Below are 7563 nucleotides of genomic sequence, written 5' to 3' on the forward strand. Positions count from 1 at the left end.
AGCTTGAAGTCGTTAAAAAGAAAAAAGGGGTTAAAGGTTTCCATGTTTTACCCCGCCGCTGGGTCGTTGAGCGAACATTTGCATGGCTTGGCCGATCACGTCGGCTGAGTAGAGATTATGAACGCAAGCCTACGTCGAGTGAGGCACAAGTTTATCTCGCCTCAGGCCGCTTACTTCTTCGTCAAATAGGCCATAATCAGATACAAGTTAATTGATTTCTATTAACGGTTAATTGGATCGACTATAGCGATGTGTTCCTATACAGCCTCTAATGAGGAAAGCCGGGACAGATCACGTTAATTGAATTTTGATCGCCTAACAAGCCAGCGTAGGATGGGTAAATTTACCGTGGCACGACGTTGATGATTGAGTACGGAAGCTTGTCGGTCACGAAACCCATCGAACCACTGAACTGGAAGGCAGACTTGAACGCTCCCGGTATCCCCGGAGCGCTGTTTGTGGTGCGAACAGGATGCTTCGGCGCCTGTGATCGATGGGTTTCGCTGCGCTCTACCCATCCTACGCTGGCTACGCTGGCTCAACCGGCTCGGCTGAGCTTGGTGTTAGGCGCGGAACAACCGCGTCACGAAGCTAATCACAATTTCCGGAAAACTCGGGGATGATGCCCAACGGTACATTGTAAAGGCGGTACAGAAAGCGATCGAGGAGTCACAAATATGAAAGATAGTGCCCGATACGCAAAGATCGTTGAATGGTCCGAGGAAGATGGCTGTTATGTGGGAAGTTGCCCAGGTTTAATGTTCGGCGGCTGTCATGGTGGTGACGAGAAGGCTGTCTTTGAGGAGCTTTGTCAAATCGTGGAAGAAATGATTGAACTCTATAAGTGCGACAATAAGCCTCTTCCTCGGGCTACGTCCGGAAAAGATTTCGCGAACCTGCTGCAGAACGTCGCCTAACAAGCCGGCTTGAACTGTCACGAAAGTTGAAATGCCTTGTCACCTGCTTGTCCACGCTACCCGAACCGTCGCAGGCCATTCGATGAGGGCGTTTATCGCGACCGGATCAGGTAGTATTTCTCTGACCATCACCCATTTTTAGACCACTAGGACCGTTCGAATGACCATCAATGTGTATTACGACAAAGACGCCGACCTCTCACTGATCCAGGGGAAGAAGGTGACCATCGTCGGCTATGGCTCGCAGGGCCATGCCCACGCCAACAACCTCAAGGACTCGGGCGTCTCCGTCACCGTGGGTCTGCGTCCCGGATCCGCCTCCGCCGCCAAGGCCACCAATGCCGGGCTGGCGGTCAAGGCGATCGAGGAGGCCGTGGCCGAGGCGGATGTCGTCATGATCCTGGCCCCGGACGAGCATCAGGGCACGCTCTACCGCGACCAGATCGCGCCGCATATCAAGCAGGGTGCCGCGCTCGCCTTCGCCCACGGCTTCAATGTCCACTTCGGCCAGATCACGCCGCGCGAGGATCTGGACGTCATCATGATCGCCCCCAAGGGTCCGGGCCATCTGGTGCGCTCCACCTACACCCAGGGCGGCGGCGTGCCATCACTCATCGCCGTCCATCAGGATGCCAGCGGTCAGGCGCGCGACATCGCGCTCGCTTATGCCTCGGCCAATGGCGGCGGTCGCGCCGGCATCATCGAGACCAACTTCCGCGAGGAGTGCGAGACCGATCTGTTCGGCGAGCAGGTGGTGCTCTGCGGCGGCTTGACCTCGCTGATCCAGGCTGGTTTCGAGACCCTAGTCGAGGCCGGGTACGCCCCCGAGATGGCGTACTTCGAGTGTCTGCACGAGGTGAAGCTGATCGTCGACCTCATCTACGAGGGCGGCATCGCCAACATGCGCTACTCGATCTCCAACACCGCCGAATATGGCGATCTGACCCGCGGTCCGCGCATCGTCAACGCCGAGACGAAGGCCGAGATGAAGCGTATCCTGACCGAGATCCAGACCGGCCAGTTCGCCAAGGAATTCATCCTGGAGAACCAGGCCGGCGCGGCTTCGATGAAGGCCATGCGTCGTCTCGGTGCCGAGCATCAGATCGAGGAAGTCGGCGAGCGTCTGCGCGAGATGATGCCCTGGATTCGCGAGAAGAAGCTGGTCGACAAGAGCCGTAACTGAGACGAGCGGGGCGGCGCTTTTGGCAACGCCCCGCTTCACGGACCCCAGTTGTATTCAAGCGCGGAGACTCTCCGCACTCTTCAAGGATTCGCCGAACCGTCCGGCGATAGCGGATGTTGCCGAATCGAGCCTTTTGATGTCCATCTCCAGTCCTTCCCACGAGACCGTCTTCGACTGGCCGGTGCGTGTCTATTACGAGGACACGGACGCCGCCGGCGTGGTCTTCTACGCCAACTATCTGCGCTTCCTGGAGCGCGGACGGACCGAATGGCTGCGCGACCTGGGTTTCGAGCAGGACGTACTGCGCGAGCGCGAAGGCGTGGTCTTCGCCGTCAGCCGGGTGGATCTCAGTTATCTGATTCCGGCGCGTTTCAACGATCGGCTGATCGTGCGCTCGCGTCTCGCCCGTCAGGGCGGCGCCAGTCTGGAATTCGAACAGGAGGTTCTGCGTGTCGAGGATCAAGCCGTCTGCTGTCGGGGCCACGTCAAGGTCGTCTGTCTGGACGCCGCCGCCATGCGGCCGCGCCGCATGCCCGCTCCACTTGTCTCGGGAATCCTGTCCGGTCTCGCGCGCGCCACTTCCGCGCCCATGGAGTAATACGCAATGACCTCCGATCTGTCGCTGCTCACCCTGGTCCTCAACGCCAGCCTCGTCGTCCAACTGGTGCTGGTCGTGCTGTTGGCAGCCTCGGTCATCTCCTGGACCATGATCCTGGATCGCGGCCGGGTGCTCGGCAAGGCGCGCAAGACCGCCAACGCCTTCGAGGAGCGCTTCTGGTCCGGTGGCGATCTGAGCGCCCTCTACAAGGAACTGAGCCAGGAAGAGAAGGGCAGCCAGGGTCTGGCGTCGATCTTTCGCGCGGGCTTCAAGGAGTTCGTGCGGCTGCGCAAGATTGAGGGCGACGACATGATGGCGGTGCTGCATGGGTCCGAGCGCTCCATGCGCGTCGCCATGAGTCGGGAGATGGATCGGCTGGAAATCAACCTGGCCTTCCTGGCGACGGTCGGTTCGACCAGCCCCTATGTGGGGCTCTTCGGCACCGTCTGGGGCATCATGCATGCCTTTCATGCGCTCGGGAACGTCGAGCAGGCGACCCTGGCGCTGGTCGCGCCCGGTATCTCCGAGGCCCTGGTGGCGACCGCCATCGGTCTGTTCGCGGCCATCCCGGCGGTCATCGCCTACAACCGCTATGCCAATCAGGTCGAGCGGCTGAACAATCGCTACGAGGAGTTCGTCGAGGAATTCTCGACCCTGCTCCAGCGTCAGGGACGTCACTGAGGCGCTTCGGGAGTCCAGAGGCCATGGTCAAGAACACTCGCGGTCGCAACCGTCGCCGGCTCATGGCCGAGATCAACGTCGTGCCCTATATCGACGTCATGCTGGTGCTGCTGGTCATCTTCATGGTGACCGCGCCCCTCATCACGACCGGCGTCAAGGTCAATCTGCCGCGTGAGGCGGCGGGCGGAATCCCCAGCCCGACGACCGAATCCGTGGTCATCACGGTGGATGAGTTCGGCGACTATTACATCGACATCGGTACCGAGAAAAATCAGCCGGCCAGCGACCAAATTCTCTTCGACCGCATCCGCGTGGTGCTCGACTACCGCAAGGAAACGCCCATTCTGGTGCGCGCCGACAATCGGGTCGATTACGGCCGGGTCGTGCGGGCCATGGCCATCGCCCAGAAGGCGGGCGCGCCGGAGGTCGGGTTGATCACCACGCCGCCGGAGCGTCGCGAGCCCTAGCCATGTGGGAGATCCTGCGCGGCAATCCGCGTGCCCTCTACTGGTCGCTCGGGCTGCATCTCGTCTTCGCACTGCTCTTTTTCGTGGGCGTCGATTTCATCAAGCCGACGGTGGACGCCGGCGCCAAGGCGCGGGTGGTGAAGGCCACGGTGATCTCCGATCGCGCGCTCGACGAGCTGACGGCCGATCTCTCGACCGAGGGCGCGGGGCGTCCGGCCGATCCGTCGCCCAGTCCCGAGGAGATCGAGGCCCAGCGCCTCGCCGCGGAGGAGGTTCGGCGTGAGGCGGAGTTTGAGGCTCAGCGCGGAAACGAATTGGCCGAGCAACGCGCGGCGCAAGCAGAGGAGGCGAGGCGCCTGGCCGAGTTGGAGGCGCAGCGTCAAGCCGATGAGGCGGAGCGCCAACAGGCCGTCGAGGAAGCCCGCGCGCGCGCCGAGGAGGAGGCCCGGCGTCTGGCGGCGGAGGAGGAGGCTCGCCGCGCCGAGGACGCCAGGCGCCAAGCCGAGGAAGCTCAACGCCGTCAGGCCGATGAACGCCGACTCGCGGAAGAGGCTCGCGCCCGCGCCCAGGCCGAGCGTCGACGCGCCGAGGAAGAGGCCCGTCGGCAGACGCAGGAGTTGGCGCGTCGCCAGGCCGAGGAGCAGCGTCAGGCCGAACAGGCGCGCGCCGAGGCCCAGGCCGAGCGTCGGCGCGCCGAGGAAGCCGCGCGTCGGCAGGCGGAGGAACTGGCGCGTCGCCAGGCCAAGGAACAGCGTCAGGCCGAGGAGGCACGCGCCCTGGCCGAGGCCGAGCGCCTGCGCGCCGAGGAAGCCGCCCGGCTCATGACCTCCGAGCGTGAGCGTCTGCGCCAGGAAGCGGAGCGTCTGGCCGCCGAGGAAGAGGCCAGGCTCCAGGCCGATCGGGAGCGCGAACTCCAGGCCGCCGAGGTCGAGCGCCGGCGGCGTCTCGCTGCCGAGGCCGAGCGTCTCGCCGAGGAGGAGGAACGGCGGCTGGCCGAGGAGGTCGAGTCGCGCCGTCGCGAGCAGGCGGTGCGTGAACGGGCCACCGAGCAGGAGCGCCGGTTGACGTCCGAGGAGGCCCAGCGGGCGCGCGAGGAGGATCTGCTGTCGCAACTGGCCTCCGAGCAGGTGTCCCGCGAGGCCGAACGTTACATCCCCGCGATTCGCGACCGCGTCCGTCAGTTCTGGGTTCGCCCGCCGGCAGCGGGCACCGACCTCGAGACCGAGGTCTCGTTGCGCCTCGTGCCCGGTGGTGATGTGGTGCCGAACAGCGTGATCTTGGTGCGCGGTAGCGGCAATACCGCCTTCGATCAATCAGTCATCGCCGCCGTGTACAATGCTTCGCCATTGCCCGTGCCATCCGGTCCGCCCTTCGAGCGTTTCCGCGATTTCGACTTCACCTTCAAGCCCTAGCCGGGACAACGCCTCATGAGCCGACATATCCGCTTGCCGCGTCTACTCCTTGCGCTGATCCTGATGCTGTCCGGAGTGGGCCTCGTCATCGCCGCGCCGCGACTCAACATCGAGATCACCGGCGGTATCGAGGCCGCGCAGCCCATCGCCATCGTGCCCTTCGGCGTCTCCGAGGGACTGGTTCCACCCGTCGACGTGGCGGCCATCGTCAGCGCCGACTTGGCCCGCACCGGCCGCTTCAAGCCGATGCCGACCCGCGACATGCTCGACATGCCAAGCACGCGCGAGGCGGTCGATTTTCGCGACTGGAGCCTGCTCGGCATGAACAATCTGGTCATCGGCCGGGTCGAGCCGGAAGGGGAGGGCTACCGGATCGGCTTCAGTCTCTTCGACGTCTTTCGCGGCAATGAACTGGCCAGCACCAGTCTGGTCGGCACCAAGGCCGGGATGCGCCAGACTGCCCACCGCATCGCCGATCTCATCCATGAGAAGCTGACCGGTCAACCGGGGGTCGCCGCGACCCGCATCGCCTACATCACCTCCAGCGGCAGCGGCGACAGCATGACCGTGACCCTAAAGGTCTCGGACGCCGACGGCTACAACCCACAGACCATCGTCTCCTCGGGCGAACCCATCATGTCGCCGGCCTGGTCCCCGGACGGTCGCCGCATCGCCTACGTCTCCTTCGAGAACCGGCGGCCCGCCATCTACATCCAGGAACTCAGCTCGGGACGTCGCGATCTGGTCGCCAGCTATCCGGGCATCAACGGCTCGCCGGCCTTCTCCCCGGACGGGGTGCGATTGGCCATGACCCTGTCGAAAGACGGTAGCGCCGATATCTACACCCTCAATCTCTTGAGTCGCGAGCTGGTGCGTCTCACCGACCACTACGCCATCGATACCGAGCCGGCCTGGTCGCCGGACGGACGTTCGCTCATCTTCACCTCCGACCGGGGCGGCAGCCCGCAGATCTATCGCATGTCCGCGTCGGGCGGTGCCGCCGAGCGCATCAGCGTCGAGGGCGACTACAACGGCCGCGCCTCCTACTCGCCGGACGGCCGCTCGATCGCCATGGTCACCCGGATCAATGGGGCCTTTCGGATCGGCGTGCTGGATACGACCCGCGGCCTCACCCGTCTGCTCAGCAGCGGTAACCTGGATGAGTCGCCGAGTTTCGCGCCCAATGGAAGCATGGTCATTTACGCGACCATCCATGGCGGGCGCGGAGTGCTCGCCGCCGCGGCCGTCGAGGGCGGCGGCAGCCAGCGACTCTCCCAGGATTCGGGGCAGGTTCGCGAACCCGCCTGGTCCCCCCTCATCCGCTAAAGGAACCTCGTCTCATGCCTGTCCAATCCGTTCCTTACATGACCTGGCTGGCGCTGTCGCTCGTGGCGGCGACGCTGGTCGGATGCGCCAGCACGCCCGAGCCGCCCCCCCTGCCGGAGCCGGTGGCGCCCAGTCCAACCTACCAGCCAACGGCCGGGCGTGAAACCAGGACCGCGCCGCTCGAATCCCCCCGCCCGACCTACGCCGGCCCTTGGGAGGATCCGTCCAGTCCGCTCTCCAACCGGACCATTTATTTCGATTACGACACCGCCGAGATCAAACCCGAGTACCTGCCCCTGGTGCGGACCCACGCCCGCTATCTGGGCAGCCACTCCGAAACCCGCGTCACGCTCGAGGGTCACACCGACGAGCGTGGCACCCGTGAATACAATCTGGCCCTGGGCGACCAGCGCGCCGAGGCCGTGAAACGCCTGATGCTGGCCGAGGGCGTGCTCCCCGATCAGATGGCCAACCTTGCCTATGGCGAGGAGCGCCCGGCCGCGGCGGGGCACAACGAGCAGGCCTGGCGCCTGAACCGTCGCGTGATCATCCAATACTGAGGGACGCCGCCATGATGACCGCCCGATCCTTTTTGCTCCTGACCGCCGCCCTCATCGCGGGGTTCATGGCCCCCATCGCGCTCGCCGACCCGGAACTGGACGGGCGGGTCGGGCGCCTCGAACGCATCCTGGAGAACCAGAGCGGTTCCGAACTGCTGCTTCAGATGCAGCGGCTCCAGACCGAGATGCAAGAGCTGCGTGGAATGGTCGAGCAGCAGCGATTCGACATCGACAAGCTCCAGCGCCAGCAGCGCGATCAGTTCATCGACCTGGACTCCAGGCTGAATGCCCCCCGCACTTCCGCTCAGTCGCCCCAGCCCTCGGATGGCTCGGGGGTCACGGGCGATCCGACGCGCCCGGAGCTGCCCCCAGGCATGGTGGACGCCAGCGGCGGGGCCTTGGAACAGCCCCCTGGGGTC

General features: G+C 64.4%; 10 protein-coding genes. All 10 read left to right on the forward strand.

The genetic code is table 11. From position 1 onward, the window contains the following. Positions 1–215, forward strand: a 215-nt coding sequence (locus tag CKO27_RS22930) for a transposase (RefSeq protein ID WP_200377237.1), incomplete at its 5' end; no start/stop codon positions are given. A 462-nt stretch (positions 216–677) separates the two neighbouring features. Continuing rightward, on the forward strand, positions 678–917 hold the full coding sequence (locus CKO27_RS22935) for a hypothetical protein (protein WP_200377238.1): 240 nt from the start codon (positions 678–680) through the stop codon (positions 915–917). Positions 918–1083: 166 nt separating this feature from the next. Further along, positions 1084–2100: a ketol-acid reductoisomerase gene (gene ilvC / locus CKO27_RS22940; RefSeq protein ID WP_200377244.1), complete on the forward strand. Its 1017-nt coding sequence runs from the start codon at positions 1084–1086 to the stop codon at positions 2098–2100. Positions 2101–2236: 136 nt separating this feature from the next. Beyond that, entirely contained in the window at positions 2237–2698 is a 462-nt protein-coding gene (ybgC, locus tag CKO27_RS22945; RefSeq protein ID WP_200377239.1) for a tol-pal system-associated acyl-CoA thioesterase, read from the forward strand. Positions 2699–2704: 6 nt separating this feature from the next. Next, positions 2705–3379 (forward strand): protein TolQ, encoded by a 675-nt coding sequence (tolQ, locus tag CKO27_RS22950; protein WP_200377240.1) that lies wholly within the window; start codon positions 2705–2707, stop codon positions 3377–3379. A gap of 23 nt (positions 3380–3402) precedes the next feature. Beyond that, the gene (gene tolR / locus CKO27_RS22955) at positions 3403–3846 is read left to right on the forward strand and encodes a protein TolR (protein WP_200377241.1); all 444 of its coding nucleotides are present in this window, start codon (positions 3403–3405) and stop codon (positions 3844–3846) included. A gap of 2 nt (positions 3847–3848) precedes the next feature. Then, positions 3849–5258 carry a cell envelope integrity protein TolA gene (gene tolA / locus CKO27_RS22960; RefSeq protein ID WP_200377242.1) on the forward strand — a complete coding sequence of 470 codons (1410 nt, stop codon included), beginning with the start codon at positions 3849–3851 and terminating at the stop codon, positions 5256–5258. Between the two features lie 15 nt (positions 5259–5273). Next, a complete protein-coding gene (gene tolB / locus CKO27_RS22965; protein ID WP_200377243.1) occupies positions 5274–6584 on the forward strand; it encodes a Tol-Pal system beta propeller repeat protein TolB in 1311 nt (436 codons plus the stop codon). 14 nt (positions 6585–6598) lie between these two features. After that, a complete protein-coding gene (gene pal / locus CKO27_RS22970; RefSeq protein WP_242471087.1) occupies positions 6599–7144 on the forward strand; it encodes a peptidoglycan-associated lipoprotein Pal in 546 nt (181 codons plus the stop codon). Between the two features lie 11 nt (positions 7145–7155). Beyond that, a partial coding sequence (locus CKO27_RS22975) for a YbgF trimerization domain-containing protein (protein WP_276570201.1) occupies positions 7156–7563 on the forward strand: 408 nt, incomplete at its 3' end.

The sequence above is a fragment of the Thiocystis violacea genome, assembly GCF_016583575.1.
GTDB lineage: Bacteria > Pseudomonadota > Gammaproteobacteria > Chromatiales > Chromatiaceae > Thiocystis > Thiocystis violacea.

Bases quoted from the DNA above. Each gene is read 5' to 3' on its own strand.
- CKO27_RS22935 (WP_200377238.1), top strand. From the start codon at position 678: ATGAAAGATAGTGCCCGATACGCAAAGATCGTTGAATGGTCCGAGGAA.
- ybgC (WP_200377239.1), top strand. From the start codon at position 2,237: ATGTCCATCTCCAGTCCTTCCCACGAGACCGTCTTCGACTGGCCGGTG.
- tolQ (WP_200377240.1), top strand. From the start codon at position 2,705: ATGACCTCCGATCTGTCGCTGCTCACCCTGGTCCTCAACGCCAGCCTC.
- tolR (WP_200377241.1), top strand. From the start codon at position 3,403: ATGGTCAAGAACACTCGCGGTCGCAACCGTCGCCGGCTCATGGCCGAG.
- tolA (WP_200377242.1), top strand. From the start codon at position 3,849: ATGTGGGAGATCCTGCGCGGCAATCCGCGTGCCCTCTACTGGTCGCTC.
- tolB (WP_200377243.1), top strand. From the start codon at position 5,274: ATGAGCCGACATATCCGCTTGCCGCGTCTACTCCTTGCGCTGATCCTG.
- pal (WP_242471087.1), top strand. From the start codon at position 6,599: ATGCCTGTCCAATCCGTTCCTTACATGACCTGGCTGGCGCTGTCGCTC.